This is a genomic window from Aeromonas veronii (assembly GCA_041319085.1).
Taxonomy (GTDB): Bacteria; Pseudomonadota; Gammaproteobacteria; order Enterobacterales; family Aeromonadaceae; genus Aeromonas; species Aeromonas veronii_F.
Genome location: CP101033.1, coordinates 80,236 through 106,887 on the forward strand (window position 1 = coordinate 80,236; position 26,652 = coordinate 106,887).

21 protein-coding genes are annotated in these 26,652 nt (G+C 60.9%); 8 read left to right on the top strand and 13 right to left on the bottom strand.

Annotation, left to right across the window (positions count from 1 at the left end):
• Positions 1-363 precede the first annotated feature (363 nt).
• On the top strand, positions 364-1,029 hold the full coding sequence (locus tag NMD14_00380) for a DUF3313 domain-containing protein (GenBank protein ID XEI32990.1): 666 nt from the start codon (positions 364-366) through the stop codon (positions 1,027-1,029).
• A gap of 60 nt (positions 1,030-1,089) precedes the next feature.
• On the opposite strand, the gene NMD14_00385 is transcribed toward NMD14_00380, so the two are convergent.
• Positions 1,090-1,590 carry a DUF1993 domain-containing protein gene (locus NMD14_00385; GenBank protein ID XEI32991.1) on the bottom strand — a complete coding sequence of 167 codons (501 nt, stop codon included), beginning with the start codon at positions 1,588-1,590 and terminating at the stop codon, positions 1,090-1,092.
• Between the two features lie 311 nt (positions 1,591-1,901).
• Here NMD14_00385 and ydfZ point away from each other — a divergent pair, with 311 nt between their 5' ends.
• The 3 genes from ydfZ to NMD14_00400 all read left to right on the top strand — a co-directional run bounded on the left by ydfZ (position 1,902) and on the right by NMD14_00400 (position 4,438).
• Positions 1,902-2,099 (top strand): putative selenium delivery protein YdfZ, encoded by a 198-nt coding sequence (gene ydfZ / locus NMD14_00390; protein ID XEI32992.1) that lies wholly within the window; start codon positions 1,902-1,904, stop codon positions 2,097-2,099.
• A gap of 273 nt (positions 2,100-2,372) precedes the next feature.
• Positions 2,373-2,903 (top strand): transposase, encoded by a 531-nt coding sequence (locus NMD14_00395; protein XEI32993.1) that lies wholly within the window; start codon positions 2,373-2,375, stop codon positions 2,901-2,903.
• A 245-nt stretch (positions 2,904-3,148) separates the two neighbouring features.
• Positions 3,149-4,438 carry a hypothetical protein gene (locus NMD14_00400; GenBank protein XEI32994.1) on the top strand — a complete coding sequence of 430 codons (1,290 nt, stop codon included), beginning with the start codon at positions 3,149-3,151 and terminating at the stop codon, positions 4,436-4,438.
• A 110-nt stretch (positions 4,439-4,548) separates the two neighbouring features.
• On the opposite strand, the gene uvrD is transcribed toward NMD14_00400, so the two are convergent.
• Positions 4,549-6,720 (bottom strand): DNA helicase II, encoded by a 2,172-nt coding sequence (gene uvrD / locus NMD14_00405; GenBank protein ID XEI32995.1) that lies wholly within the window; start codon positions 6,718-6,720, stop codon positions 4,549-4,551.
• A gap of 504 nt (positions 6,721-7,224) precedes the next feature.
• Here uvrD and NMD14_00410 point away from each other — a divergent pair.
• The 4 genes from NMD14_00410 (at position 7,225) to NMD14_00425 (ending at position 12,058) form a co-directional block, all read left to right on the top strand.
• Positions 7,225-8,223: a BMP family ABC transporter substrate-binding protein gene (locus NMD14_00410; GenBank protein ID XEI32996.1), complete on the top strand. Its 999-nt coding sequence runs from the start codon at positions 7,225-7,227 to the stop codon at positions 8,221-8,223.
• A gap of 85 nt (positions 8,224-8,308) precedes the next feature.
• Entirely contained in the window at positions 8,309-9,889 is a 1,581-nt protein-coding gene (locus NMD14_00415; GenBank protein XEI32997.1) for an ABC transporter ATP-binding protein, read from the top strand.
• Positions 9,890-9,971: 82 nt separating this feature from the next.
• Entirely contained in the window at positions 9,972-11,090 is a 1,119-nt protein-coding gene (locus NMD14_00420; GenBank protein XEI32998.1) for an ABC transporter permease, read from the top strand.
• Positions 11,091-11,092: 2 nt separating this feature from the next.
• The gene (locus tag NMD14_00425; GenBank protein XEI32999.1) at positions 11,093-12,058 is read left to right on the top strand and encodes an ABC transporter permease; all 966 of its coding nucleotides are present in this window, start codon (positions 11,093-11,095) and stop codon (positions 12,056-12,058) included.
• Between the two features lie 84 nt (positions 12,059-12,142).
• Here NMD14_00425 and mgtE read toward each other — a convergent pair whose 3' ends face one another.
• From mgtE to hslU, 11 genes are all read right to left on the bottom strand, one after another.
• The gene (gene mgtE, locus NMD14_00430) at positions 12,143-13,567 is read right to left on the bottom strand and encodes a magnesium transporter (GenBank protein XEI33000.1); all 1,425 of its coding nucleotides are present in this window, start codon (positions 13,565-13,567) and stop codon (positions 12,143-12,145) included.
• A gap of 146 nt (positions 13,568-13,713) precedes the next feature.
• Complete coding sequence (cysG, locus tag NMD14_00435; GenBank protein ID XEI33001.1) at positions 13,714-15,114, bottom strand: siroheme synthase CysG; 1,401 nt, start codon at positions 15,112-15,114, stop codon at positions 13,714-13,716.
• 12 nt (positions 15,115-15,126) lie between these two features.
• Complete coding sequence (gene nirC / locus NMD14_00440) at positions 15,127-15,939, bottom strand: nitrite transporter NirC (protein XEI33002.1); 813 nt, start codon at positions 15,937-15,939, stop codon at positions 15,127-15,129.
• A 137-nt stretch (positions 15,940-16,076) separates the two neighbouring features.
• The gene (gene nirD, locus NMD14_00445) at positions 16,077-16,394 is read right to left on the bottom strand and encodes a nitrite reductase small subunit NirD (protein ID XEI34681.1); all 318 of its coding nucleotides are present in this window, start codon (positions 16,392-16,394) and stop codon (positions 16,077-16,079) included.
• Positions 16,394-18,940, bottom strand: a complete 2,547-nt coding sequence (nirB, locus tag NMD14_00450) for a nitrite reductase large subunit NirB (GenBank protein ID XEI33003.1) — start codon at positions 18,938-18,940, stop codon at positions 16,394-16,396. Before nirB ends, nirD begins: the two co-directional genes overlap by 1 nt.
• Before the next feature lie 304 nt (positions 18,941-19,244).
• Positions 19,245-20,333 (bottom strand): ABC transporter permease, encoded by a 1,089-nt coding sequence (locus NMD14_00455; protein ID XEI33004.1) that lies wholly within the window; start codon positions 20,331-20,333, stop codon positions 19,245-19,247.
• Between the two features lie 3 nt (positions 20,334-20,336).
• Positions 20,337-21,446: an ABC transporter permease gene (locus NMD14_00460; protein XEI33005.1), complete on the bottom strand. Its 1,110-nt coding sequence runs from the start codon at positions 21,444-21,446 to the stop codon at positions 20,337-20,339.
• Positions 21,443-23,212, bottom strand: a complete 1,770-nt coding sequence (locus tag NMD14_00465; protein XEI33006.1) for an ATP-binding cassette domain-containing protein — start codon at positions 23,210-23,212, stop codon at positions 21,443-21,445. Before NMD14_00465 ends, NMD14_00460 begins: the two co-directional genes overlap by 4 nt.
• On the bottom strand, positions 23,209-24,177 hold the full coding sequence (hlyD, locus tag NMD14_00470; protein XEI33007.1) for a secretion protein HlyD: 969 nt from the start codon (positions 24,175-24,177) through the stop codon (positions 23,209-23,211). Before hlyD ends, NMD14_00465 begins: the two co-directional genes overlap by 4 nt.
• A gap of 174 nt (positions 24,178-24,351) precedes the next feature.
• Complete coding sequence (locus tag NMD14_00475) at positions 24,352-24,993, bottom strand: TetR/AcrR family transcriptional regulator (GenBank protein ID XEI33008.1); 642 nt, start codon at positions 24,991-24,993, stop codon at positions 24,352-24,354.
• A 258-nt stretch (positions 24,994-25,251) separates the two neighbouring features.
• Positions 25,252-26,580 (bottom strand): HslU--HslV peptidase ATPase subunit, encoded by a 1,329-nt coding sequence (gene hslU, locus NMD14_00480; protein ID XEI33009.1) that lies wholly within the window; start codon positions 26,578-26,580, stop codon positions 25,252-25,254.
• Positions 26,581-26,652: the final 72 nt, after the last annotated feature.

The following is a 26,652-nucleotide window of genomic DNA, read 5'->3' on the forward strand; positions in this document are numbered from 1 at the left end:
AGGTTTACCTGTCAGGAGTATCCGGCTATGCGTCTACTGCCTCTTTGCTGGTGGTGGGGGATGGCCCCGGCGCTGGCGGCGTGCAACCAGCAGAACGCCCAGCGCACCCCATTTAGCCAGATTAAACAACGATCGCCTCGCCAGATCGCCGTTCTCACCCTTGTCTCCCCTCCCCTGTACACCTGTACAAAAGTGCCGCAATTGTGACAACTTGGATGTGGGCTGAACAATCTTGATCTGTCCCTTGTGGGGCGGTAGTGAATAGGTTATTTCTCTGTGACATTGGCGGCATCCGGCACGGGGTCTCCAGCCATGTGGTGCGAAATCCACAGCAAAAACAAACAGTAAAATGCAGGAGCAAATATGAACAAGGTCGTGATGGTTGCCGTGGCTGCGGCCCTGCTGGGTGGCTGCGCCGTCAAAAATCAGGTCTCCTACAGCTTGCAGTCACTGCAAACTGTCCCCTTCAGCGCCTTCCAGCCGAGCGAGAGCAACCCCAACCAGCGCGTCTACAAGGAGCCGGGCGTTGATCTGCGCCAGTACAATGAGGTGCTGCTCGATCCGCTGCAGTTTATCCGGCAGGAGAATGGCCAGTGGTATCTGCTGACCGCCAACGAACAGAGCCAGATTGGCCGCTACTACCACGACAAATTCCAGAGCGAGCTGGTCAAGCATGGCGTCAAGATCGCCACCGCCCCCGGCCCGAAGGTGATGCGGATCCAGGCTGCCGTCACCAACTTCGACCTGACCCGCCCCGACCCCAAACTGCGTGACTTGCTGCCCGCCAAGATCGCCATCAACGTCACCCGCGAAGTGATCGGCAAGGAGCCCTACCTGCTCAAGGTGGGCAGCATGGCCCAGTTGCTCGACTCCCAGAGCGGCAAGTTGCTGGTGCGGGTGATGGATGCCCGCGAGAGCCCGGACAGCACCCACAAGGATGAACCCATCACCGCCGAGGAGATGGAGAAGATGATCGACCAGTGGGCGGCCAATCGCGCCAAACAGCTGGCGGACAATCTGGGGCGCTGACCCGGCCCGGAAACGACAAAGCCTGCCATGAGGCAGGCTTTATCGTCTCTGAAGGGCGGCTTATTGCAGATTGAGCCCGCCCAGATAGTCGCGCTTGCCGAGATCGACCCCGGCGCTGCGCAGCAGGGCATAGGTCATGGTGAGGTGGAAGTAGAAGTTGGGGATGCCGTACTCATGGACGCAGGTATGACCATCCATCCCCTTACCACCCGCCCAGTGGGGCACGTAGCGGCCGCTGGCATACTGGCTGTAGTCAGCGTCCAGCTTGCCTTGCAGATAGCTGATGGTCTTGCCGATATGGGCGCGCAGATCCGCGATGGTTTTGGGCTCATCGCCCATGGCCGGCAGCTCGCTGTGGCTGGCGGTAGCCACCACGGCGCGGGCTGAATCGCAGCAGATCAGCACCTGCTTGCTAAGGGGCAGCATGTCGACGATCAGCCGATCGCCAAAGAAGTTCTCCACGTTGAACTGCTTCGCCTCGGCATGGGCTACGGCCTTGGCCAGGCAGTGGTCGAGGTTGGTCAGCATCTTGATAAACTGGGCGGTAATGTCGCGATTCATGAACACTCTCCATCTTGTTGAAATAGCGGCCCGCTTGCGCGGCCACAGTGAATGAGACTGGCAAATCGGCCACCAATATACCCCATCCCCTGTCAGCTTAGCGCCCGTCGCGACGAAAAGGGTAGGGGAGAGGCACTGCGCGCGACAACCGCTGGCCAAGGGGCCATGCTCGCTTTTTGAACCTGCGAGTCCCTTATCGCCCCTTTTTTGATCTGTGACATAAATCACCTTTTTTCAGGGGCGTAGGCTGAATGCCGTTGTCCTGGACACGCGCCTGCGTATTAGCCAGGACACCAGAAAAGGAGAATGAGATGAAGATCTATGACCGTAACCGCAATGTGCTGAACCAAGGTCAGCGCGTGATGATTGCCGCCACTGGCGCCGTCGATTTTCTGAAAGAGGCCCACACCGACAATATGACCCCCTATCAGGCGGAGCATGAGAAGTGCGTGCTGCTGGCAAACTCCGGAGAGCGTTACGCCCCCATCGAGTTGATTAGACTAGGCTGATCCCTTTCCCTGTCACCCTACTCTTTACAATTCACCCGGCCGCCGCGCCCCAGCTGGCGGCCGGGTTTCTGATTTCCCCTACCTGTTCCACTCGTCTAACGCATCGCTGCAAGCCGCTTTGAGCCATCGTGTAGGTTCGATTAGCGAAGCGTAATCGGACGATCGCGTAATCGAACAATCGTGTAATGGAACAACCGCACCATCACGACCCGCAAGCAGATCGAAGTGAGGCAAGGCTATGCTTGGCTTTTCGGTCTCAACGAGGTGAAAAGGATGGCCAATTGGCGGCGGGCATGGTGGCCCGGAGGAACCTGGTTCTTTACCGTCAACCTGCTGGAGAGGCGCAACAACCGGTTGCTGGTGGAGCAGATCGACCTGCTGCGCAATAGCGTTGCCAAGGTGCAACAGGCTCACCCCTTCGCCATTCACGCATGGGTGGTGTTGCCCGACCATCTCCACTGCATTCTCTCATTACCGGAGGGGGACACCGATTTCCCCCTGCGTTGGCGGCTGATCAAAAGCCACTTTTCCCGCGCCTTGCCGGTGAACGAGCGGCGCAGCCAGACCCGGTTACGCCACGGGGAGCGGGGCATCTGGCAGCGCCATTATTGGGAACATCTGATCCGGGATGAGCAGGATTACCGCCGCCATATGGATTACGTCCATATCAACCCGCTCAAGCATGGTCATGTCACCCGGGTGGCCGATTGGCCGTATTCCACCTTCCATCGTTACGTGGCGAATGGCGTCTATCCACCGGATTGGTGCGGATCGGTGGATGGGGCGTTGGGGGGATTGGAGTAAATACCTAAAAGGGTTGTTCCGTTGTAAGTGACCGATAACGCGAACGTCTTACGCGATCGTCCGATTACGCTTCGCTAATCGAACCTACGGCCCTTCAATTAAAGAAAACGGCGTAGCTTCACCAGCTACGCCATCTACTAAAAGATCGATGTCACAGATTTTATGTAAATATATCATAAGATTAGGCGTATTTTTGTTACATTAACAATCCGAAATTAAAACTATTTTTGCCGATGGGAGTGAGAGTGGGGATATTAGAGGATATATGGAGTTCAATTAAAGGTAATGCCAGAATAAGGGTTAAAGACCCTATAATTGGCACCTTTATTTTCTCTTGGTGTATATGTAACTGGGATAAGTTGGCAACCCTATTTTTAGGAACAGCCTCAATTGATGAAAGAATAAAATACATGGTTGATACCATGCAAATCACAAATCTACTTTATGATGTAGATCTGATAACCCTTCCATTAATGCTGACACTATTATATCTGTTTGTATTTCCACATTTATCACTATGGGTAAAACAAAAACAGAATGCCGTTATTTTATCACAGCACAAGCAAGCTATAGAATTGGATATTAACCAGGCAAAGGCTCAGAAACAACTTAACAAAGTCAGGCTTAGAGCAAATCCTGAAAAAGAGTTTCTTACTCAAGAAATTGAAATGGATCTTCAAGAGGAGATGCGGAAAAGTGAACGCCGTAACAAGATAATGGAATATATCGATTTAAAGACAAAAAACAAACGTGCAGAGTTGGAAATAAAAAGTTCTCAGGCAGAGAAGTTACGTGTCGAGCTTGAAGTGAAAAAACGACAAGAGGGCACAGAAAAAATGAAATTTGAAAGGCAAGCCGCAATTCATAGGGCAACGTTAGCTTCAAATCGCTTTCCTATCTTGTATCAATGGATGAATTTGCTTTCAAATAGTATCCAACAAGATGGCGTGACCATGAGCCTGAGTGGATTAACTAACACTATCGCTGCCATGTTTGGGTATGACACCATAGATATGCTGATCAATGATAAAAATTTCAACAACTCAAAGTTAGATGAAATAAAATTCATCTATCACGATTCAGTATATTTGGCTGATAAGCTTAGCAATATAGCAAGCGCTGAAAATGACAATGAAGAAATAATATCTGGAGAGTTACTTTTTGATCATGTTCAGATGATATTGGAGGGTTTCAACATAGATTTGTTATCTGCTGATGAATTAGCGGAAAAGATATGTGATATGGTCAATGAAACAAGTTATGAAATTCTTAATAGTGAGGAGTTATCAGGCCCAATGGCTGAGACTGACACTATATTTGATGACCTAGAGGTAGCCGTCGATAGTTTTAAATTTAATGACGAATTTGAAGTCTCAATGAGTGGTTATGCTAGTGGTCATCATCGAAAAGAAGATGATGTTATCGGTCGAGAATTGTCAGTTAATATAATCGCTAGTTGTACACCACAGATAGGTAGATTCGGTTTGTCAGATTACAAATTAACTATTAGTGGTTCGCCTAGAGATTATGAGTGAGTTAGCAGCTTTGGATTTTTCTTATAAATAAAAATTATTGCATAATAAAGCTATGATATATAAACCAACCCGGCCTAAGCCGGGTTGGTTTTATCAAAAGGCAGGAAAAATCAAAGCACTTCCAATCTGGCATACGCCGTCACCAGCCACTTGGCGCCGACGTCGTCGAACTGGATCTGCACCCGGCTCTGCTGGCCGACCCCTTCGAAGTTGAGTACTACCCCTTCGCCGAATTTTGGATGGAGCACCCGCTGGCCGAGTTTGATGCCGCTGGCGTCGAAGCTCTGCTGCACCTCGTTCTGGCTAAAGCGGCCGTACTGGGTGGGGCGGCTGACCTGAGTGCGCAGCCGGATCTCTTCCAGACACTCGGCGGGCATCTCGCGGATAAAGCGGCTCGGTTTGTGGAACATCTCGCGGCCGTAGATGCGGCGGCTCTCGGCATAACAGATGTAGAGCTTCTCCATGGCGCGGGTCATGCCGACGTAACAGAGACGCCGCTCTTCTTCGAGGCGGCCCGACTCCTCGGTGGATTGCTGGCTGGGGAACATCCCTTCTTCGACGCCGACCAGCAGCACCAGCGGGAACTCCAAGCCCTTGGCGCTGTGCAATGTCATCAGCTGCACTGCGTCAGCATATTCGTCCGCCTGATTCTCGCCGGATTCCAGCGCCGCGTGGGCGAGGAAGGCGGAGAGATCGCTCATATCTTCCAGCTCGTCCGGGCGCTGGTATTGGCGGCAGGCGGTGACCAGTTCGTCCAGGTTCTCTACCCGCGCCTGGGATTTCTCGCCCTTTTCCGCCAGATACATCGCCTTGAGGCCGGAGTGCTGGATGGCGATATCCGCCTGCTGGTGCAGCGGCAGCATGGCGACCTGCTCCTCCAGCGCGTCGATCAGCTCGACAAAGCCGCGCACCGCGTTGCCGGCGCGACCGGTCAGCACCTTGTCATTGAGCAGCGCCTTGGCCGATTGCCACAGGTTAAGCCCCTGATCGCGGGCGTTGCCGCGCAGGATCTCGAGGGTGCGATCGCCGATGCCGCGGGTCGGGGTGTTGACCACCCGCTCGAAGCTGGCGTCGTCGCCACGGTTGTTGATCAGACGCAGGTAGGCCATGGCGTCTTTAATCTCTTGCCGCTCGAAGAAGCGCAGGCCGCCGTAGATGCGATAAGGCATGGCGTCCTGCATCAGCGCCTCTTCCAGCACCCGCGACTGGGCGTTGGAGCGATAGAGGATGGCGCAGTCGGCCAACAGGCCGCCTTTCTCTTTCCAATCCTTGAGGCGGCCGACCACAAAGCGCGCTTCGTCCACCTCGTTGAAGGCGGCGTAGAGCGAAATCGGCTCGCCTTCGGCCCCTTCGGTCCACAGCTCCTTGCCAAGGCGCTCGGCGTTGTTGGCGATGACGCTGTTGGCGGCCTTGAGGATATTGGCGGTGGAGCGGTAGTTCTGCTCCAGGCGGATGGTCTCGGCGCCCTGATAGTCGGTCAGGAAGCGCTGGATGTTCTCGATCTTGGCGCCGCGCCAGCCGTAGATGGACTGGTCATCGTCGCCGACGATCATCACCTTGCCGCTGTTGCCCGCCAGCATCCGCAGCCAGGCGTACTGGATGCCGTTGGTATCCTGAAACTCGTCCACCAGGATGTTCTGGAAGCGGTCGCGGTAGTGCTCGAGGATGTGCGGTTTGTTCAGCCACAGCTCGTGGGCGCGCAGCAACAGCTCGGCAAAGTCCACCAGACCGGAGCGATCGCAGGTCTCCTGATAGGTCTTGTAGATCTGCTGATAGGTGCGGGTGACGGGGTCGCCGTAGAGATCGATGTCGCCGGGGCGCAGCCCCTCGTCCTTCTTGCCGTTGATGTAGCTCATCACGGCGCGCGGGGCCCAGTGCTTCTCGTCGAGGTTGAGCGCCTTGATGACGCGGCGAATGAGGCGGTACTGGTCGTCGGAGTCGAGGATCTGGAAATCCTGCGGCAGGCCCGCATCCAGATGGTGGGCGCGCAGCAATCGGTGGGCGATACCGTGGAAGGTGCCGATCCACATGCCGCGCACGCCGTCGCCGATCACTTTCTCGACCCGGCCGCGCATCTCGGCCGCCGCCTTGTTGGTAAAGGTCACCGCGATGATGGAGAAGGGTGAACAGCGTTCCACCTGCATCAGCCAGGCAATACGGTGCACCAGTACCCGGGTCTTGCCCGAACCGGCACCGGCCAGCACCAGCAGGTTGCTACGGGGCGCCGCAACGGCATCTCTTTGCTTGTCGTTGAGCCCGTCGAGCAGGGTTGAAACGTCCATCACCACTCCTGTTTATTTATACAGGCTGCGATTATACGGCCATCCCCCTGTCAGACCAAATCCAAACTCGAGGGAGGGGCGAGATGGGCGCTCGCGAGGGCACCGGTGCGGCCATTTTGGGTCGGTTCAGCAAGCGGAGGGCGAGGAGGTTTCCAGCTGTAGCCAACCCTTACGCGCGCGGTTTGTCGGGATTTTGTGAGTCAGATCACGGGCTGGTAGGGGGGGCGGATGAATAAGAGCGGAAAACGGTTTACAGTAACTTGCTGAACAATAAGTAAAATGTCGTTTTGGTCTGTTGTTGGCAGCATAAAAAACCAAAAAGCAGCTGAAAAACAACTGCTTATAAGGTTATTTGCTTATAATTCAAACCGTTAACGCAAACGTTTTTCCCTTATCATTTGCTTGACCCGCATCGGGGCTGACTTAGAGTAAGCCTGCGTGCTAGATAGCCTGTTTTGACAGGTAAGCAAGTTTCCTCACTTAATGACAATCAAGGATACGATCGTGACTAAAGTGCTCAAGCTGGCCACCGTGGCCTCCCTCACTCTCGCTGCCCTCTCCGCTCAGGCTGCTTCCGAGCCAGCCGTCATTTATGACACCGCGGGCAAGTATGACAAATCATTCAACGAAGCCGTGTTCCGTAACGGCGTCGAGCTCTACAACAAGGACAAAGGGGTCAAGGTCAGAGAGTTTGAACCCCAGAACGAAGCCCAGCGCGAGCAGGGTCTGCGTCGTCTGGCCAGCCGTGGCAATGGCCCGATCGTGGCGGTCGGTTTCAACATGGGTTCTGCGGTAGAAAAGGTTGCGACCGAATTCCCGAAAACCCAGTTCACCATCATCGACATGGTGGTCGACAAGCCGAACGTCCAGTCCGTCATCTTCAAGGAGCATGAAGGTTCCTTCCTGGTGGGCGCACTGGCGGCCATCGCTTCCAAGAGCGCCAAGGTCGGCTTCGTGGGCGGTATGGATATCCCGTTGATCCGCAAATTCCAGTGCGGCTATGAGCAGGGTGCCAAGTACGTCAATCCGAAGATCGAAGTGTTCCAGAACATGGCGGGCTCTACCCCGGCTGCGTTTGCTGACCCGGCCAAAGGCGCCGAGCTGGCCAAATCCCAGTTCGCCAAGGGCGCTGACGTGGTTTATGCCGCCGCAGGTGGCACCGGTATCGGTGTCTATCAGGCCGCCAAGGACAGTGGCAAGTTCGCCATCGGCGTAGACTCCAACCAGAACCACCTGCAGCCGGGCACCATGCTGACCTCCATGGTCAAGTCTGTGGGTATGGCCGCCTATCAAACCTGGGATGACGCGGCCAAAGGCGAGTGGAAGCCGGGTATCAAGAACCTGGGGCTGGCCGAGGGCGGAGTGGATTGGGCACTGGATGAGAACAATGCCAAGCTGATCACCCCGGAAATGAAAGCCAAGGTGGATGCCATCAAGGCTGACATCATCGCTGGCAAGGTCAAGGTTCATGACTACATGAGCGACAATACCTGCAAATACTAATTAGATAGTTGCTACGACTCTCAACGCACCACCGGCCCGCACGGGCCGGTTTTTAGTCTTATGTCATGACACGCAGGGCTGCATCATGGACCAGACAGATCGCTATGCCATCGAATTAAGCGGTATCGATAAGCGCTTTGGCGAAGTGTACGCCAACAAGCTGATCGACCTTAAGGTTCGCAAAGGCAGTATCCACGGCATTGTCGGCGAAAATGGCGCCGGCAAATCCACCCTGATGAGCATCATTTATGGTTTCTACCATGCCGATAAAGGCGAGATGCTGATCGATGGGAAACCGTTCAAACCCCATGGCTCACAAGATGCGATTGCCGCAGGGGTGGGCATGGTTCACCAGCACTTCATGCTGGTCAATAATTTCACTGTATTGGAAAACGTCATCCTCGGCGCTGAGAACGGCTGGCACCTTCAGCAGAGCGTGGCGTCAGCCGAAAAGATGCTGGGCGAACTGGCGCGGGATTATGGCCTCGACGTGCCGTTGCACGAGAAGGTCGAAGATCTGCCGGTTGGTTTGCAACAGCGGGTCGAGATCCTCAAGGCGCTCTATCGCGGCGCCCGCATCCTGATCCTCGACGAGCCGACCGGGGTGCTGACCCCGCAAGAGGCGGATCACCTGTTCGAGGTGCTGAAAAAGCTGCGCGATCAGGGGGCGACCATCATCCTTATCACCCACAAGCTGCGGGAGATCCTGGCCATTACCGATCAGGTCTCCATCATGCGCCGTGGCGAGATGGTGGCACACGTCGCCACCAAGGATACCGACAAGGAGCAGCTGGCCGAACTGATGGTGGGCCGCAAGGTGCGCCTCAAGGTCGACAAGGGGCCAACCCAACCCGGTGAAGCCAAGCTGAAGATCGAAGGGCTCAGCTACTTCGACGCCAGCAAGGTGGAGCGGGTCAAATCGGTCAGCTTCGAGGTGCGGGCCGGTGAAGTGGTCGGCATCGCCGGGGTCTCCGGCAACGGTCAGTCCGAACTGCTCAGCCTGCTTGGTGGCATCCTCAAGCCGAGCAAGGGTGGCTTCACCATCAGCAGCCGCAGCGGCGTGCACAAGGTGAGCGCGGAACAACCGGCCGATCCCGAGCTGGTGCGCAACTTCGGTCTCGGTCATGTGCCGGAAGATCGCCACAAGATGGGGCTGATCAACCGCTTCGAGGCGAAAGAGGCCTTCATTCTCGGTTATCACCGCCGCCCGCAATACAACAAGGGGTGGCTGCAGAACAAGGAGGCGATCCAGCAGGATTGTCAGGCCAAGATGGAGAAGTGGGACGTGCGCCCGCCCCATCCCGATCACAAGACCGCCAACTTCTCCGGTGGCAACCAGCAGAAGCTGGTGATCGCCCGTGAAGTGGAGCAGGACCCGGATGTGCTGTTGATCGGCCAGCCGACCCGCGGGGTCGACATCGGCGCCATCGAGTATATCCACCAGCAGATCATCGCCATGCGTGACAAGGGCAAGGCGGTGCTGCTGGTCTCGGTGGAGCTGGACGAGATCATGAGCCTCGCTGACCGGATTCTGGTCATTGCCGATGGTCGCATCGTCGGCGAGCTGGATGGTGCCAAGGCGGATGAGCGCACCATTGGTCTGATGATGGCGAATATCGTTCCCGATGAAGTGGCGGCCAGCCCGACACAAGGGGCGACGTCATGAGCATTACATCTATGTGTATCCAGTGTGGCCTGATGATGGTCAATACATCCGAGCCCGATGACGTTGCCAAGGAGGCCCACTGATGAGCCAAGTACGTATTCCTGCCTGGGTCTCCGTAGGCGTCTTGTCTGCGGTCAACATCCTGCTGGCCTTCCTGGTGTCGGCCATTCTGTTCTATTACCTCGACATCAACCCGGTCGATGCCGCCAAGATCATGTGGTACGGCGCGTTCGGCACCGGTGAAGGGGTCGGTTTCACCCTCTACTACGCAACCGGCTTTATCTTTACCGGTCTGTCGGTGGCGGTCGCCTTCCACGCCGGTCTGTTCAATATCGGTGGTGAAGGTCAGGCCTATATTGGTGGTCTCGGTGTCGGTCTGGTCTGTCTGACGCTCGGCGATGTGCTGCCGTTTGCCCTGCTGTTGCCGCTCGCCATCATTGCCGGTGGCCTGTTCGGTGCGGCCTGGGCCTTTATTCCGGCCTGGCTGCAAGCCAAGCGCGGCAGCCACATCGTGATCACCACCATCATGTTCAACTTCATCGCTGCCTCGCTGATGGCCTATCTGCTGGTGGAGGTGTTCAAGCCGCCCGGCTCGATGGCGACCGAGAGCAAGGTGTTTGCCGAAGCAAGCTGGCTGCCCAAGATGAGCGGGATGGCGAGCCTGTTCGGGATGGATATCCCCAACAGCCCCCTCAACATCAGCTTCTTCTGGGCGCTGATCTGTGCGGCGCTGGTGTGGGTCTTTATCTGGCACACCCGCTGGGGTTATGAGATCCGCTCGGTCGGCGCTAGCCAGAGTGCCTCCGCCTACGCCGGTATCTCCTATCCCAAGGTGGTGATCCTGGCGATGGTCATCTCCGGCATGCTGTCGGGCTTCTTTGCCCTCAACGTGCTGCAGGGGGAGCTGCACCAGATCAAGCTCAACTTCGTGGAAGGGTTCGGCTTCACCGGTATCGCGGTGGCGCTGATGGGGCGCAATCATCCGGTCGGCGTCATCATCGCCAGCCTGCTGTTCGGTTTCCTCTATCAGGGGGGCGCCGAGCTCAGCTTCGAGTTCGGTGTCGACCGCAACATCGTCGTGGTGTTGCAGGGTCTGGTGATCCTGTTCTGTGGCGCCCTTGAGCACATGATGCGTCCGCGCATCGAGCAGCTCTATCTGGCGTTTGCCAACCGCTCAGCCGCGCAAGCCAAGGGAGTCTGATCATGTTTGAAATTCTGATCCTGATGCTGGATGCGACCATTCGGACCGCACCACCGTTGATCCTGGCCGCCATGGCCGGCATGTTCTGCGAGCGCTCCGGGGTGGTCAACATCGCGCTGGAAGGCAAACTGCTGGCGGCGGCGTTCGCCAGTGGTGCGGCGGCGGCGGTCTCCGGTTCCGCCTGGGTGGGACTGGGTGCCGGGATTGCCATCTCGGTGCTGTTTGCCCTGATGCACGGCTTTGCCACCATCACCCACCGCGGTGATCAGGTGGTGAGCGGCATGGCCATCAACATTCTGGCGGCCGGTCTGACCGTGACGCTGGGCCGTTACTGGTTCGATCAGGGTGGCCAGACCCCGGCGCTCTCCGGTGATGCCCGTTTCGCCCCCATCGACTTCCCCTATGCCAAGGAGCTCTACGATGTGCCGGTGATTGGCCAGCTCTACAGCGAGCTGTTGAGCGGCCACTCCCTGCTGGAGTACGTGGCATTCGCCTGCGTGCCGCTGGCCTGGTGGGTGATGTTCCGTACCCGCTTCGGTCTGCGGCTGCGGGCGGTGGGCGAGGCACCGGCAGCGGTCGATACCGCCGGTATCTCGGTGGTGCGGATGCGCTACACCGCGCTCATCATCGGCGGCCTGCTGGCCGGTATCGGTGGCACCTATCTGGCGGTGGCCCAGACGGCCCAGTTCATCCCCAACATGAGTGCGGGCAAGGGCTTTATGGCACTGGCGGCGCTGGTGTTCGGCAAGTGGCGCCCCTGGAATGCCATGGCAGCCTGCCTGCTGTTCGGCTTCCTCGATGCGGTCGCCATCCGGTTGCAAGGGGTCAGCATCGGTGGCTTCGCCATTCCGGTGCAGGCCATCGAGGCACTGCCCTACATCCTGACCGTGTTCTTGCTGGCCGGCTTTATCGGCCGTGCGGTGGCACCCAAGGCGCTCGGCACCCCTTATGTGAAGGAGCGGGAGTAGCGTCCTTTAGCGCGACATTCCCGACCACACAGATAACAGCAGGCCCACTTCGGTGGGCCTGTTTTTTATGGATTGAGTGGCTGGTTACAGCAGGAAAATGGTCGCCAGCCCGAGGAAGATAAAGAAGCCGCCGGTGTCGGTGATGGCAGTGATCATCACGCTGGCCCCCACCGCCGGGTCGCGGCCGAGGCGGGTCATGGTCATGGGGATAATCACCCCCATCAGGGCGGCCACCAGCAGGTTGAGCATCATGGCCAGGGTCATCACGGCGCCGAGCGCCGCATCCTGATAGAGCAGATAGGTGGCAATGCCCATGGTGCCGCCCCACACCAACCCGTTGATAAAGGCGACCCCGAGTTCCCGCAGCAGCAGGAAGGAGAGGTTGCCCGCCTGAATGTGCTGCAGTGCCAGCGCCCGCACTATCATGGTGATGGTCTGGTTACCGGTGTTGCCGCCGATCCCGGCGACGATAGGCATCAGGGCTGCCAGCGCTACCAGCTGGGAGATGGTGTGCTCGAACATGCCGATCACCCGCGAGGCGACAAAGGCGGTGCAGAGGTTCAGCGCCAGCCAGGCCCAGCGGGTCTTGACCGCCTTGCTGACAGGGGCGAACACGTCCTCATCCTCGCTGATACCCCCCATCCGGCGCAGGTCGGTATCACTCTCCTCATAGACCAGATCCACCACCTCTTCGACGGTGAGGCGGCCCATCAGCTTGCCCTTGCCATCCACCACGGCGGCGGAGAGCAGGTCATCCCGCTCGAAGGTACGGGCCGCCGCTTCATCGTTATCCTCCGGATCGAAGGTGACCGGATCCCGCGCCATCACATCGCTCACCAGGGTGGCGGGTTTGTGCAGCAGCACTGTGGTGAGGGCCAGCTCCCCCAGCAGGTGGTTGCGCCTGTCGATGACGAACAGCTTGTCGGTGTTGGCGGGGATCTTGCCGCGCAGCCGCAGATAGCGCTGCACCGTGGCCAGGCTCACCTCGGGGCGGATGGTGATGATCTCGAAGTCCATCATGGCGCCGACGGTGTGCTTGCCGTAGCGGATCACCTCCCGTACCCGATCCCGCTCTTCGGGGGCCATATAGGTGAGCAGCCGCCCCATCAGGTTGCGCGGCAGGTATTGGCCCAGATAGATCTGGTCGTCGATATCCAGGGTGCGCAGGGCGTGCAGCAGCTCCTTGTCGCTCATGCCGCTAATGAGGCTGTCCCACACCGTCTCCGACGCTTCGACCAGGATCTGGCCGCGCTTCTCCTCCTCCACCAGTGCCCACAGGGCATGGCGCTCATCGGGCGGCAGCGACTCCAGCGCATCGGCGACGTCGGCGGCGGGCAGCCCGTTGGCCAGCGCAGTGAGTTCGCTGGTCTGATCGCGCTGCTCGGCATCCTGCACCACCTGCGGGTCGAGCAGGCTGTCGGTGAGGGCATCATCGCGCAGCAGCAGGGTGAGAATGCGGGATCTGTCTTCCGCGCGCTGCCGGGCGCTGTTCTTGATGGGAAGAGACATGGGATGAATTCCTGAGAGGGTAGCCAAGGGCTCAATGCCCATAGGATACCAGACTTAAAACAACAGGTTATGACCGTGATGGGAGAGGAGGGAGGTAAAAGTGAGGCCACCTGCTGGTGGCCTCATGGTGAGTTGCCGAGAACCCCTCAGGCGAGGGCTTGCTGAGCCTGAGGTGCCGCGCCAAACCAGGCGAGCTGGTCGGCCAGGGTCACTACCGAGCCCACCATGATGAGGGCGGGGCTCTCGACCCCCACTGCCAGTGCGGGCAGCTGGTCGAGGGTGCCGCGAATGACCCGCTGGCAGGGTTGGGTGCCGCGCTCGATCAGCGCTACCGGGGTGTTGCCCGCCTTGCCGTGGGCCAGCAGCTGCTCGCGGATGGTGGCGCAGGATGAGAGCCCCATATAGAACACCAGCGTCTGTTTGTCCTTGGCCAGCAGCGGCCAGTCGAGATCCCGGGCACCCCCCTTGCCGTGGGCGGTGACGAAGCGCACGCTCTGGGCGTGATCGCGGTGGGTCAGCGGAATGCCGGCGTAGGCGGCACAGCCGCTGGCCGCGGTGATCCCCGGCACCACCTGAAAGCCGATGCCGCTGCCGACCAGCGTTTCCAGCTCTTCGCCGCCACGGCCGAAGATAAAGGGGTCGCCCCCCTTCAGCCGTACCACCCGTTGCCCTTTATTCGCCTCCTCCAGCAACAGTTGGTTGATCCCCTGCTGCGGTACGCAGTGGTTGCCCGCCTGCTTGCCGACGAAGATGCGTTTGGCATCCCGGCGCACCAGCGCCATCACCTCGTCGGAGACCAGCCGGTCATAGACCACCACGTCCGCCTGCTGCATCTGGCGCAGGGCGTGCAGGGTGAGCAGACCCGGATCGCCGGGGCCAGCTCCCACCAGCACTACTTCGCCAGCGCTCTGGCTTTCGTCGGCAAACAGGCTGTCGGCCAGCTGATTGGCAGAGGCGTGATCGCCCCGCGCCAGCGCCTGACCGAGTCGGTCGGCCCCGAGCAGCCGTTCCCAGAAGCGGCGCCGCTCTCCCATGCTGGCGAAGCGCGCCTTGACCCGCTCCCGCAGGCTGCCGGCGAAGGTCGCGACGGCGCCCAGATGCTGAGGCAGCAGGGCTTCGAGTTTTTCCCGCAGCAAGCGGGCCAGCACCGGCGCCTTGCCGCCGGAGGAGATGGCCACCATCAGCGGCGAGCGGTCGATGATCGACGGCATGATGAAGCTGGAGCGTTTCGGGTCATCCACCACGTTGGCGAAGATCCGCGCCTGATTGGCGCTCTGGTAGACCAGCGCATTCACCTCGCGCCGATCGGTGGCGGCCACCACCAGCCACTTGCCTGCTAGCTGCGCCGGCTCGAATTCGCCGGCCAGCCACTCGATGGTCCCGTTGACAGCCAGTTCCGCCAGCTCGGGGTCAAGCTCGGGGGCTACGACTGTGAGCTGGGCACCGGCATCCAGCAGCAGGCGTGCCTTGCGCTCCGCTACCTCGCCGCCGCCGACCAGCAGCACGGGTTTATTGTCGAGTCGGCAAAAGATGGGCAAGTAGTCCATGGGGCCTCCGGATCAGGCGGTTTGGGTCTGGTTGGCGGTGCTGGTGGTGTCGCTCACCGCGACTGGGCGCTCAGCCTTGGGGGTGGCATACCAGTAGCCGAGGCCCATGAAGAGGGCGCCGGAGACGGTGTTGCCCAGGGTCACCCACAGCAGGTTGTGGCCGATGCCGCCCAGGGTGTAGGCCTCGGAGTGGGCACCGAACCAGGAGAGGGCGAACAGGGTCATGTTGGCGATGGAGTGCTCGTAGCCGGAGGCGATAAAGGCCAGCAGGCACCACCAGATGGCGATGAAGCGGGCGGCCCCTTCGGTGCGCAGCGCCATCCAGATGGCGAGGCAGACCAGCCAGTTGCACAGCACGCCCTTCATAAACAGGGTCAGCGCCGGTGCCTGGGTCTTGGCCAGCGCCACCTTGTGCGCCAGGCTGCCAGCGTCCGGCAGCAGGCTGCCGCCGTAGGAGTAGATGAGCGCCACCGCGATGGAGCCGAGCAGGTTGCCGGCCCAGGTCTGCGGCAGGATGCGTAGCAGGTCGGCCATGGTGATCTTGCCGCTCTTCACCCCGAAGGTGAGGAACATGGTGTGGCCGGTGAACAGCTCAGAGCCGGCGATGACAACTAAGGTCAGGGCGATGCCGAAGGTGGCCCCCATCACCAGCGGCCGGATGGCGGGATCCACCAGATTGCCGAGGGTGAAGATGAGGATGATGCCAAGGCCCACATAGGCCCCCGCCATGGCGGAGCTGAGCCAGAAGCCGAGTTTGTCACTGCGCTCGAAGCGGTTGATGCGGGCCGCGTTGGCGGCGCACTTGTTAATGGTTTCCGTGTACATCTTATGAGTCCTTGAAAGGGCTGCCTGCAGGCAGCCCGAAAGAGAGTGAAATCGGCTTTAGACGGTGCCCCAGACCTGCTGGTCGCGCACTTCAACGGGGTATCCCTGTACCGACATAGATCTGGGGGTTGTCGACATCAGACGGCGACCCAGACCTGCTGATCGCGTACTTCAGCGGGATAGCTCTGCACCGACATCGCAGGGTTGTCGAAACAGTGGCCATCGCTCAGGCGAAAGCGCTGCTTCTTGAGCGGGCTGGCGACCCAGAGCTCGCCGTCGTGTTCGCAAATCAGGCCCCGCGACAGCACGTTGGCGGCGAAGAAGGGATCCCGGTTGTCGATGGCGAACACCTCGGCGGCCGCGCTCGGGCGGAACAGAGCGATCTGGCGACCTTCAATGAGGGCGCACACACCGGTTCCCGGCAGGATATCGTTGAGTTGGCAGGCAAGTTTCATCATTTGGTCTCCACCTCGATCTGGTAGACGGGGATGCGCTCGGCCGGGGTGGCCGGTCGGTGCTGATCGCGTTCGCTGACGAACTGAACGTCCGGGTCGCGCTTGTCGCTGTTGATGAAGTGGCTAAAGCGCTTGAGTGCCTCCTCTTCGTTGAGGGTGCGCGACCATTCGCACTCGTAGCTGTCGATCAGGGTCTGGATATCGCGCTCCAGCGTCTCGGCCAGCCCCAGCTTGTCGTCGACGATCACCTCGCGCAGGTAGTCGACGCCCCCTTCCAGATTGCCGAGCCAGACCGAGGTGCGCTGCAGTTTGTCGGCGCTGGTGACGTAGAACATCATAAAACGGTCGATCAGCTTGATGAGAGTTTCGCGGTCGAGGTCAGACGCCAGCAGATCGGCGTGGCGCGGCTTCATGCCGCCGTTGCCGCCCACATAGAGGTTCCAGCCCGCGTCGGTGGCGATGATGCCGACATCCTTACCTTGGGCTTCCGCACATTCGCGGGTACAGCCGGAGACGCCGAACTTCATCTTGTGGGGGGTGCGAATGCCCTTGTAGCGGTTCTCGAGGAAGACCCCGAGGCCAACGCTGTCCTGTACGCCGAAGCGGCACCAGGTGCTGCCGACGCAGGTTTTGGCCATGCGCAGTGCCTTGGCGTAGGCCTGACCGGTCTCGAAGCCGGCCGCCAGCAGTTTGCGCCAGATGGCGGGCAGGTCATCCTTCTGGGCCCCGAACAGGCCGATGCGCTGGGCGCCGGTGATCTTGGTGTAGAGCTTGTAGTCGCGGGCCACTTCGGCCACCGCCAGCAGCCCCTCCGGGGTCACCTCGCCACCGGCCATGCGCGGGATGACGGAGTAGCTGCCGTCCTTCTGCATGTTGCCGAGGAAGATATCGTTGGTGTCCTGCAGCGGGGTGTTGCGCGGGCTCAGCACATGCTCGTTCCAGCAGGAGGCGAGGATGGAGCCGACGGTCGGTTTGCACACCTCGCAGCCATAGCCCTGACCGTGCTTGGCCAGTAGCTCGTCGAAGCTCTTGATCCCCTCCACCTTGACCAGATGGAACAGCTCCTGACGGGAGTGGGGGAAGTGGGCGCAGAGGTGGTTGTTGACCTCGATGCCCTGCTTCACCAGCTCGGCGTTGAGCACCTGACTGATGAGCGGCACACAGCCGCCACAGCCGGTACCGGCCTTGGTGTGCTGCTTGATGGCGGCCAGCGTGGTATGACCTTCGGCCACCGCCTTGGCGATGTCGCCCTTGGAGACGTCGAAGCAGGAGCAGATCTGGGCGCTCTCTGGCAGGGCATCCACCCCCAGGGTCGGCTTGGCACCGGCGTAGGCGGGCAGGATCAGGGTGTCCGGGTGGCTCGGCAGCGGCAGGGTGTTGAGCATCATCTGCAGCAGGTTGCCGTAATCTTCCACGTCACCCACCAGCACGGCGCCGAGCAGGCGGCTGTTGTCTTCGCTCACCACGATCTTCTTGTAGACGCCAGCCTGATCGTCCTGGAACACATAGCTGTGGCTGCCCGGGGTGCGGCCATGGGCATCACCGATGGAGCCGACGGAGACGCCGAGCAGTTTCAGCTTGGCGCTCATGTCCGCCCCTTCGAAGCGGCTGTCGCCGCCGAGCAGATGGTCGACGGTGATCTGGGCCATCTTGTAGCCCGGGGCTACCAGCCCGAAGAAGCGGCCCTGCCAGGCGGCGCACTCGCCGATGGCATAGATGTCGGGGTCTGAGGTGAGGCAGTGATCATCGATCTCAACCCCACCACGCGGGGCTATGGCGAGATCACCGTAGCGGCCAAGGGTATCCTGCGGGCGAATGCCGGTGGAGAAGACCACCACATCCACTTCAAGCTGGCTGCCGTCGGCGAAGGCGAGGCGGTGTTTCGCCTGCTCGCCGCCATGCATCAGGATCTCGCTGGTGCTCTTGCTGGTGTGCACCTGCACGCCCATGGATTCAATCTTGCGGCGCAGCAGCTGGCCGCCCTGACCATCGAGCTGCTCGGCCATCAGCACAGGGGCAAACTCCACTACGTGGGTCTCGAGACCCAGCGCCTTGAGGGCGCCGGCGGCTTCGAGGCCAAGCAGGCCGCCCCCGATCACCACCCCGCTCTTGCCGCTCTTGGCGGCGCTGCGGATGGCTTTCAGATCCTCGATGGTGCGATAGACGAAGCACTCGTGGTGCTGACTGCCCGCAATGGAGGGCACCCAGGGGTAGGAGCCGGTGGCCAGAACCAGCTTGTCATATCCGACCACAGTGCCCTTGTTGGAGTGCACTTCGCGGTTGGCCCTGTCGATTGTTTTCACCGCTTCGCCCAGCAGCAACCGGATGCCGTGCTTGTCGTAGACGCCGGGTTTGACGAGGGAGAGATCTTCACTGGTGTGATGGGAGAAGTAGGAGGAGAGATGGACGCGATCGTAGGCGGGACGGGGTTCTGCACCGAAGACGGTGATCTCGTAGCGGCCCGGGTCGGCCCGCTCGATCAGCTCTTCGATGAAGCGGTGCCCCACCATGCCGTTGCCCACAACGACCAGTCTGACTTTGCTCATAGTTGCCTCAAGTTTGGAGTAATAAAACATCATTCTGGGGCTAGGCTACCCAGTCAGTCGGGGCGGGCAATTGATGCAAATCAAGTGTCTATTTATATATCTCGTCAGGGGTAATTCGATAAAATTCAAAGATATACAAAAATAGGTATACCAGTTGATTATTTCTGGGCTAGCTCGGGGTGAGGGATGGTGGCGAGCAAGCCCACTTTCCACAGCCGGGGAGTGAAAACTTCTGTCGGAAAAAGGCCGGCCTCGCATTGGGCGAGACCGGCATCAATGGGCATCATCCGAGCAAGGCGGCGTGTCAGGCGATATGGCGGCGGAACATGGCGAGCGCCAGCGACAATGTGATGCCGGCGATGGCGAGCAGTGGCCAGAGCAGGGGCCAGGCGGCCGACCAGTCAAACCCCTTGAGGAAGACCCCCTTGAGCAGCACGATGAAGTGGGTGAGGGGGTCGATGGCCGCCAGCCACTGGAACACCTGCGGCATGTTCTCCACCGGCGAGATGTAGCCCGAGAGGATCACCGCCGGGACGGTGAAGGAGAAGACCCCGAGAAACGCCTGTTGCTGGGTTGAGCAGAACGACGAGATGAAGAGTCCGATCCCGGCTAGTGCCAGCCCGTAGCAGACCATGCCCGCCATCAGCAGGCTGAGGCTGCCGGCAAAGGGGAGGTGAAAGACAAAACGGGCGGCCAGCGCGACTATGCACCCTTGTCCCACCGCCACCATGATGCCGGGCACCGCCTTGCCCGCCATGATCCAGCCTGCGGTGAGGGGGGAGACCAGCAGTTGGTCGAAGGTGCCCTCTTCCCGCTCCCGCGCGACCGAGAGGGCGGTGACGATAAGACAGCCGGTGGTGGTGATGATGGCCACCAGCGCGGGCAGGATATGCCAGTGGAACTCGACGTTGGGGTTGTAGAGGTTGCGCACCGCCAGCTCGGGTTGCCCCTTGCCCTCACTTTGCCAGCGGGCGATCACCTGACTGATGTAGCCTGCCGCCACCTGACCGCCGTTGGAGCGGCGGCCATCGATGATCAGCTGCACCTTGGCCGGTTCACCGCGCGCCAATCGGCGGGAGAAATCACTCGGAATAATCAGCCCGAGCAGCGCCTGTTGCCCGGTGATGGCCTCGGTCATGCCCGCCTCGCCCTGCACCGGGATGATGGTGGTGAAGGCGGGCATATGGGTGAGGCGTTCCAGCAGCTCGCGGCTCTGGGCACCGCCATCCTGGTTGTAGATGGCCAGCGTGTTGCCGGTCACCTCCAGAGTGGCGGCGAACGGGAAGAGGGCGGTTTGCAGCAGCACCGGCATGATGAGCAGAAAGCGCCCCTGGGTATTGCCCATCAGGGCCTGCAGCTCTTTTCGGATCAGCCACCAGAGTCGGATCAGCATGGGTTACTCCAGAGTGCGCCGCGTCTTGCGGGCGGTCAGGGCCAGCCAGAAACCGGCCAGCAGCAGCAGACAGAAACCGTTGACCAGCAGGATCGAGAAGACGCTGCCCGCCTGATAGAGGGTCTGCAGCGAGCTCGCGAAGTAACGGGCTGGAATGAAGTGGGTGATGGCCCGAAGCCAAGGCGGCATGCTGGCGATCTCGAACACGAAGCCTGACAGCATCACCGCGGGCAGAAAGGCGGCGATCAGCGCCGCCTGCGCGGCGTTGAACTGGCTGCGCATCACGGTGGAGAGAAACAGCCCGAGCCCGAGGGCGCTGCCGAGAAAGACGCTGGTGACCAGAAAGAGCAGCAGCAGGGAGCCGCGCCACGGCACGCCCATTACCGCCACCGAGAAGAGCAGGCAGAGCAGCATGGCGATGATGCCAAGGCCATAGTAGGGCAGCAGCTTGGAGAGCAGCAGCTCCCCCTTGGTGACCGGGGTGGCGAGCAGCGCCTCCATGGTACCGCGCTCCCACTCCCGCGCCACCACCAGCGAGGTGAGCAGGGCGCCTATGATGGTCATCACCACCGCAATGGAGCCCGGCACCAGAAAGTTGCGGCTCACCAGCGCCGGGTTGAACCAGGCGCGGCTCTCTATCGACACCGGCATGGTGACCCTTTCGCCCGCGAGCCACCCCTGCCAGATCCCCTGCACATAGTTGGTGACGAAGTTGGCGGTGTTGGGCTCGGAGCCATCGGTGAGCAGCAGCGCCTGCGGCGTGCCATTGCCCTGACCGGCCAGCGCGCGGGAGAGGCCGTCATCGATCACCAGCAGGCCGCGGATCTCGCCACGGGCCAGAGTGGCGAGCAGGGACTCCTTGCTCGGGCCGCTGTGGATCTCCAGTGCGGTAGAGCCGCGCAGGGCCTGCTCCAGCCGCACCGCCGGGGCGCCGCTGTCGGTACGCCAGATGCCGAGGCGCAGATGGTCCACATCCAGATTGATGGCGTAACCCATCACCACCAGCAGCACCACCGGCATGATGAAGGCGATGAGGATGCTGCTCGGGTCACGGACGATTTGCAGCGTCTCCTTGCGGCAGAGGGCCAGCAGTCGCCGACGGTTGATGCTCATGCGTCCTCCTCGCTGGCCCGCTCGACCAGGGTGATAAAGGCCTCTTCCATTGTTGGCAAAGAACAGGTCGGCAAGGAGCCGGTTGGCAAAGAAGTCGCCGTCTCTTTGGCGGCCAGCCCCTTGAGATCGTCCGGGGTGCCGAGTGCCAGCAGCTTGCCGCGATAGATGAGGGCGATGCGGTCGCAATACTCAGCCTCATCCATAAAGTGGGTGGTGACCAGCACGGTGACGCCGTGATCGGCCAGCGCGTTGATGTGCGACCAGAACTCGCGCCGGGTCACCGGATCGACCCCGGAGGTGGGCTCGTCGAGAAACAGCAGCGGCGGCTCGTGCAGCAGGGCGCAGGCCAGCGATAAGCGCTGGCGCAGGCCGAGCGGCAGGGATTCCGCCTTCTGATCGAGCCAGGGGGCGAGGGCAAAGGCAGTCACCATGGCATCGATTCGCGTCTGCTGGTGGCGGCCGAACAGGCCGTAGATACCAGCGAAGAAGGAGAGGTTCTGGGCCACGGTGAGCTGCTTGTAGAGGGAGAACTTCTGCGCCATGTAACCGAGGCGCTGACGTGCCGCCGAGGGGCTGTGGGCCAGATCGATGCCGGTCACCAGCGCCTGTCCCTCGCTCGGGCGCAGCAGGCCGCACTCCATCTTGAAGGTGGTGGACTTGCCCGCCCCGTTGGGGCCGAGCAGGCCGAAGATCTCGCCGCGGCGCACCGCAAAGCTGACATCATCGGTGGCGGCAAAATCGCCGAAGCGCTTGGTGAGGTGGCGCGCCTCGATCACCGCCTCGGGGGAGACCCCCTGCGGCAGTTCGGCTTCCCGCATCCCGGCCGCCAGACTCGACTCCCCACCGGGGCCGCCGCCGAGCAGGTCGATAAAGGCATCCTCCAGCCGGGGCTGGGCCGGTTGAAAGGCACCGTTGGTGAGATGCAGCTCCGCCAGCGGCGGGGGCGTCATGCCCGGGTGCAGCAGCAGGCGAACCCGCTCCCCCGCCACCGCGCCATCCATCACCGCCGGGTGAGCCAGAGCCCGGCGCAGCAGGGCACGCCGCTCGCGGCCATCCAGTTGCCCCGCCTCCAGCAGCCAGCAGCGGCTGGCCATGGCCCCCATCAGATCGGCTGGCGTGCCGCTGGTGCGCACCTCGCCATCCGCCATCAACAGCACGTGGTCGCACAGCTCCGCCTCATCGAGATAGGCGGTACTCCAGAGCACCGTCATTCCCCCCTTGGCCAGCTCGCGCACCATCTGCCAGAGGGCGCGGCGGGAGATGGGATCGACCCCGACCCCCGGTTCGTCGAGCAGCAGCACATCCGGGGTGCCGAGCAGGGCGCAGGCCAGCCCGAGTTTCTGTTTCATCCCGCCAGAGAGCTTGCCTGCCGGTCGTGCGGTGAAGCGGGCGAGGTCGGTAAAGGCGAGCAGCCGTGCGAAGGTGGGCGTGCGTTCGGGCTCCAGTACGCCGCGCAAGTCAGCGTAGAGGGTGAGGTTCTCCAGCACGCTGAGATCCTCGTAGAGACCGAACTGCTGGGGCATGTAGCTGAGGCGCTGACGCAGCAGATCCCCCTCGCTCACCGGATCCAGCCCCAGCACCCGGATGGTGCCCGCTTCCGGGATCAACAGACCGGCCAGCAGGCGCAGCAAAGTGCTCTTGCCAGCGCCGTCTGGGCCCACCAGCCCGGTGATGCCGCCAGTCGGAATGGTGGCCGAGATGGCGTTGAGGGCGACCCGCTCACCAAAGCGTTTGGTGAGCCCTTCAAGGGAGATGGCGCTGCTCATGGCGCCAGCCTGACGGTGACCGGCATCCCTTGGCGTAGGGCCGGGTCGGGATCCTGCACCACGATACGCAGCCGGTAGACGAGGTGAGTGCGCAGATCCGGTGTCTCCACCGATTTCGGGGTGAACTCGGCGGTGGGCGAGACAAAGCCCACCACCCCGTGATAGGGCTGATCCGGCCGCGAGTCGGTGGTGAGGGTCACTTTGGCGCCGCTCGGGAAGTGGCCGAGCCAGGGCTCCTCCACATAGGCGCGCACCCAGACCGGTGCGGTCAGGGAGAGGTTGAAGGCGGTCGCTCCGCTCTGGACCATGCTGCCGTTCTCGATGGCGCGGCTGATGATGATGCCGTCGCTGGGGGCGGTCAGGTTGGCATCCGCCAGCGCCAGTTCGGCACTGGCGAGCGCCGCTTTGGCCCCTTCCAGATGGGCATCGGACTGGGCGATCTCCTCCGGGCGGTAGCCGGTTTCGAGCTGGGCGAGCTGTTCGCGTGCCGAGCGTACCTGCGCCTGGGTCTGATCCCGCTGGGAGCGGGCGGTATCGAGCTGACCGCGGGAGATGGCGCCGGTGGCTGCCAATGCGCTCTGGCGGCGCCACTGCTGGTCGGCCTCCAGCGCAGCGGCTTCGGCGGCGGCCAGTGCGGCCCGGGCGCGGTCGGTTTCTTCGCTGCGATAGCCTTTGTGGATCAAGGCGTTGGCGGCAGTGAGCGCTGCCAGATTGGCGCGGGCGCTGTCGCGGCTGTGGGTAAGGGGAACCGGATCGAGGCGGGCCAGCAGTTGACCGGCTTTTACGCTATCCCCCTCATCGACCAGCACCTGATCGACGCGGCCGCCGACCCGAAAGGCCAGATTGACGTCGCGAATATCGACGTTGCCGTAGAGGATGGAGCCGTCGGCCGGGCGCCCCTGCCACCAGAGGTAGCCACCGATAACGGTCAGCAACAGGGCCACGATGGCAATGCGTTGTTTCATACCGCTTCTCCTTGAAGATGGCACTGCAACCAGAGGTAACCACTGAGAACGGCCAGCAGCAGAGCTGCGATGGCAATGCGTTGCTTCATACCGCTTCTCCTTGAAGAGGACACTGCAACCAGAGGTAACCACTGAGATCGGTCAGCAGCAGAGCTACCATCGCGATGCGTTGTTTCATGCCGCTTCTCCTTCTTTCATGTCGGTGGGGCGCAGGCCGCGCAGGGCCCATACCAGCCGTTGTCTGGCGGCCTCGGGGCTGTCTATCTGGCTGAGAAAGGGGGCGGCCTGTTCAGGCAGCCAGCCGAGCTGACGACCGCTGCCGGCGATCACCAGCGGCAGGCCGACTGACCCCATGATGAAGATCATCAGCTGGAGCGGGTGACCGGCGACCAGCGACCCTTCCGCCTGTGCCATCCGTACCTGTTCGATCAGCAGCAGGGGATGACGGCGCGGCAGGCTGAGCAGAAAGCGCTGGGCCGCCCCTTCGCCCGCCAGCGCATCGCCAAAGAGGTGGTTGATAAAGCCGCGCTGGCGCGCTACCAGCCCGATCAGCGCCTCCATGGTGGCCTCGAACATGGCGATGGCGGAGGGGTAGGAGCCTTTGGCTGCCACCGCCTTGAGCTCGTCATAGAGGGGGGCGTACCAGAGCTCGACCAGCTCGTCGATAAAGGCATCGCGGTTGCCGAAGTGGTAGACGAAGGAGCCGAGATTCACCTCGGCCGCCGCCGCCAGTTCGCGCACCGTCAGGCCGCGCAGCCCCTTCTCGGTAGCGATGGCGAGGCCGGTATCGAGCAGTTTTTGCCGGGTGGGATTCATCTTTCGGGTTCCTGTCGCACAGATTTCGATCTGATTTATACGTATGTATAAATCAATTGCGCAGAAGTAGACAGATCTTTTTTTGAGCAGATTTCAGCAGGGATGAAAAACGGCGGGCGTTCGCTAGGGGCGGTCTGGAAAAGGCTTTGGATTGAATGGGTTGTCGCAGATAAGGGCCAGAATTCGGGCAGATGACGGAGGCGGTGGAGAAATAAAAACGCCTCCGCGAAGGGAGGCGTTTTATCGGGAGGGGCGCGTTTACAGAATAAAGCGGCTCAGATCTTCGTCTTCAATCAGCTTGCCGAGGTGGGCGTTGACGTAGTCGGTGTCGATGACAAAGGTCTCGCCGGACTTCTCGGAGGCGTCGTAGGAGATATCTTCCATCAGGCGCTCCATCACGGTGTGCAGGCGACGGGCACCGATGTTCTCGGTACGCTCGTTGACCTGCCAGGCCGCTTCGGCCAGACGGCGGATGCCATCTTTGGTGAACTCGATGTTGACCCCTTCGGTGGCCATCAGCGCCTTGTACTGATCGGTCAGGGAGGCGTTCGGCTCGGTCAGGATGCGCTCGAAGTCATCTGTGGTCAGCGCGGTCAGCTCGACGCGGATCGGCAGACGGCCCTGCAGCTCGGGGATGAGGTCAGACGGCTTGGCGATCTGGAAGGCGCCGGAGGCGACGAACAGGATGTGATCGGTCTTGACCATGCCGTGCTTGGTGTTGACGGTGCAGCCCTCGACCAGTGGCAGCAGGTCGCGCTGTACCCCTTCACGGGAGACATCGGGGCCAGAGCTCTCGCCACGCTTGCAGATCTTGTCGATCTCGTCGAGGAAGACGATGCCGTTGTTCTCGACCGCGGCGATCGCTTTCTGCTTCAGCTCTTCCGGATTGACCAGACGGGCCGCTTCCTCTTCGATCAGCGCCTTCATGGCCTCTTTGACCTTGATCTTGCGCTTCTTCTTCTGGTTCTGGCCCAGGTTCTGGAACAGCCCCTGCAGCTGGTTGGCCATCTCTTCCATGCCCGGCGGGGTCATGATTTCGACGCCCATCGGGGAGGCGGAGAGCTCCAGCTCGATCTCCTTGTCATCCAGCTGACCTTCCCGCAGTTTCTTGCGGAAGATCTGGCGGGTGTTGGAGTTGTCGGCTTTCTCTTCCTCACCCCAGGTGTTGCGCGGGTTGGGCAGCAGGGCGTCGAGGATGCGCTCTTCGGCGGCTTCCTCGGCGCGGTATTTCATCTTTTCCATCTCGGTTTCGCGCACCAGCTTGATGGCGGCATCGGTCAGATCGCGGATGATGCTGTCCACTTCCTTGCCGACATAGCCCACTTCGGTGAACTTGGTCGCTTCCACCTTGATGAAGGGGGCGTTGGCCAGCTTGGCCAGACGACGGGCGATCTCGGTCTTGCCGACACCGGTCGGGCCGATCATCAGGATGTTTTTCGGGGTCACTTCATGGCGCATCTCTTCGTTGAGTTGCATCCGGCGCCAGCGGTTGCGCAGGGCGACGGCAACGGCGCGCTTGGCATCGGCCTGACCAATGATGTGACGATCCAGCTCGTGGACGATTTCTCTCGGGGTCATCTCGGACATGATGGTGTTCCTGTATCCGGGGCGGGCAGTGCCCACCCCTTGGGAAATTGGGTTTGGCTGGTGGCCTTATTT

Excerpts from the sequence above, each read along its gene's own strand:
- nirB (XEI33003.1), bottom strand. The coding sequence starts at position 18,940 with ATGAGCAAAGTCAGACTGGTCGTTGTGGGCAACGGCATGGTGGGGCAC.
- NMD14_00385 (XEI32991.1), bottom strand. The coding sequence starts at position 1,590 with ATGAATCGCGACATTACCGCCCAGTTTATCAAGATGCTGACCAACCTC.
- NMD14_00460 (XEI33005.1), bottom strand. The coding sequence starts at position 21,446 with ATGAGCATCAACCGTCGGCGACTGCTGGCCCTCTGCCGCAAGGAGACG.
- NMD14_00425 (XEI32999.1), top strand. The coding sequence starts at position 11,093 with ATGTTTGAAATTCTGATCCTGATGCTGGATGCGACCATTCGGACCGCA.
- NMD14_00465 (XEI33006.1), bottom strand. The coding sequence starts at position 23,212 with ATGAGCAGCGCCATCTCCCTTGAAGGGCTCACCAAACGCTTTGGTGAG.
- NMD14_00455 (XEI33004.1), bottom strand. The coding sequence starts at position 20,333 with ATGCTGATCCGACTCTGGTGGCTGATCCGAAAAGAGCTGCAGGCCCTG.
- hslU (XEI33009.1), bottom strand. The coding sequence starts at position 26,580 with ATGTCCGAGATGACCCCGAGAGAAATCGTCCACGAGCTGGATCGTCAC.
- NMD14_00395 (XEI32993.1), top strand. The coding sequence starts at position 2,373 with ATGGCCAATTGGCGGCGGGCATGGTGGCCCGGAGGAACCTGGTTCTTT.
- uvrD (XEI32995.1), bottom strand. The coding sequence starts at position 6,720 with ATGGACGTTTCAACCCTGCTCGACGGGCTCAACGACAAGCAAAGAGAT.
- NMD14_00415 (XEI32997.1), top strand. The coding sequence starts at position 8,309 with ATGGACCAGACAGATCGCTATGCCATCGAATTAAGCGGTATCGATAAG.
- NMD14_00380 (XEI32990.1), top strand. The coding sequence starts at position 364 with ATGAACAAGGTCGTGATGGTTGCCGTGGCTGCGGCCCTGCTGGGTGGC.
- hlyD (XEI33007.1), bottom strand. The coding sequence starts at position 24,177 with ATGAAACAACGCATTGCCATCGTGGCCCTGTTGCTGACCGTTATCGGT.
- NMD14_00420 (XEI32998.1), top strand. The coding sequence starts at position 9,972 with ATGAGCCAAGTACGTATTCCTGCCTGGGTCTCCGTAGGCGTCTTGTCT.
- cysG (XEI33001.1), bottom strand. The coding sequence starts at position 15,114 with ATGGACTACTTGCCCATCTTTTGCCGACTCGACAATAAACCCGTGCTG.
- mgtE (XEI33000.1), bottom strand. The coding sequence starts at position 13,567 with ATGTCTCTTCCCATCAAGAACAGCGCCCGGCAGCGCGCGGAAGACAGA.
- nirD (XEI34681.1), bottom strand. The coding sequence starts at position 16,394 with ATGAAACTTGCCTGCCAACTCAACGATATCCTGCCGGGAACCGGTGTG.
- ydfZ (XEI32992.1), top strand. The coding sequence starts at position 1,902 with ATGAAGATCTATGACCGTAACCGCAATGTGCTGAACCAAGGTCAGCGC.
- nirC (XEI33002.1), bottom strand. The coding sequence starts at position 15,939 with ATGTACACGGAAACCATTAACAAGTGCGCCGCCAACGCGGCCCGCATC.
- NMD14_00475 (XEI33008.1), bottom strand. The coding sequence starts at position 24,993 with ATGAATCCCACCCGGCAAAAACTGCTCGATACCGGCCTCGCCATCGCT.